General features: G+C 54.5%; 2 protein-coding genes. Both read right to left on the bottom strand.

Going from position 1 to position 976, the window contains the following annotated elements; all coding sequences use genetic code 11:
• The coding region (locus EDM56_RS30925; protein WP_221176020.1) for a Tm-1-like ATP-binding domain-containing protein at positions 1 to 496 on the bottom strand (496 nt) is incomplete at its 3' end.
• 178 nt (positions 497 to 674) lie between these two features.
• Positions 675 to 976: helix-turn-helix domain-containing protein (locus EDM56_RS30930; protein ID WP_281275006.1), on the bottom strand; the 302-nt coding region annotated here is incomplete at its 5' end.

Genomic DNA, 976 nt, shown 5'->3' on the forward strand with positions numbered 1-976 from the left:
CGGAAATTTGGTTGATTCCAGCGACATCGACGACCGAATACATCATCGTGATATCGACCGCACCGACGTACGCGCGGGTGTCTCCCGATGCCATCGTGGACACGATCAGCTTTGGTACGCCCACTGGCAGCTGGCGCATCGCATGGGAAACGACCGCGGTGCCGCCAGAGCCGCCGAGTCCCAGAATCGCCTGCAGCCGGTTTTGCTCATACAGCTCTTTGACGATGGCAGCGGCGCCTTCGGCCATCGCCTTCATCGCCGCTCCGCGATCGCCCGATGCGATCAGCCGATCGATCTGATAACCAGCAGCGGCTGCAACCGCTTCGCGCATCACATCCGGTTGGATGGCAGGCTCGCCCAGAACGCCGATATCCACCAATATGGTCTCAACGCCATGCTCTTGCTGTAAGCGCTCACAAATGTAGCCGTACTCGATCCCTTTCGTATCAAGCGTGCCAAGCAATACAACGGTTGGCTTTTGTCCCATAGAATCCATTTTCCCTCCTCCAACGCTCTGATTCACAGCCTATTTAGAGCAAGTTCCTTGCCAATGAGTTCAGCCCGGTTTAATCAGGTTATCGCAACGGTCACGGGAAAGTTTTTTCTCACCACGTCACAAAACAGCGAGAAAAAAATTCCCAAATCAAGTAACGGGAAAAATATTTCACGTTCTCTCATTTGGGAATGGGCGTAATGTTGTATTTTTTCATTTTGTTAAAAAGCGTCCTTCGCGTAAAACCGAGCGTTTCCGCCGTTCGCGTCCGGTTCCAGTCCAGCTTTTGCAGCGTCTGTTCGATCAGTTCCTTTTCAAACGACTCCACCGAGCGGCTGACCCACGGACTCTCCTCATGGCTAGTCCCGCGTGTGTCGCCAACGGTTGGCAAGTTGGCTTCCCTGATCTGCACGGGCAAGTCTTTCCGCTCGATGCGGCTGCCATTGCACAAGATCGATGCCCGCTCCAGCACGTGCTCCAGCT

Source organism: Brevibacillus fluminis, assembly GCF_003710825.1.
GTDB lineage: Bacteria > Bacillota > Bacilli > Brevibacillales > Brevibacillaceae > Brevibacillus_D > Brevibacillus_D fluminis.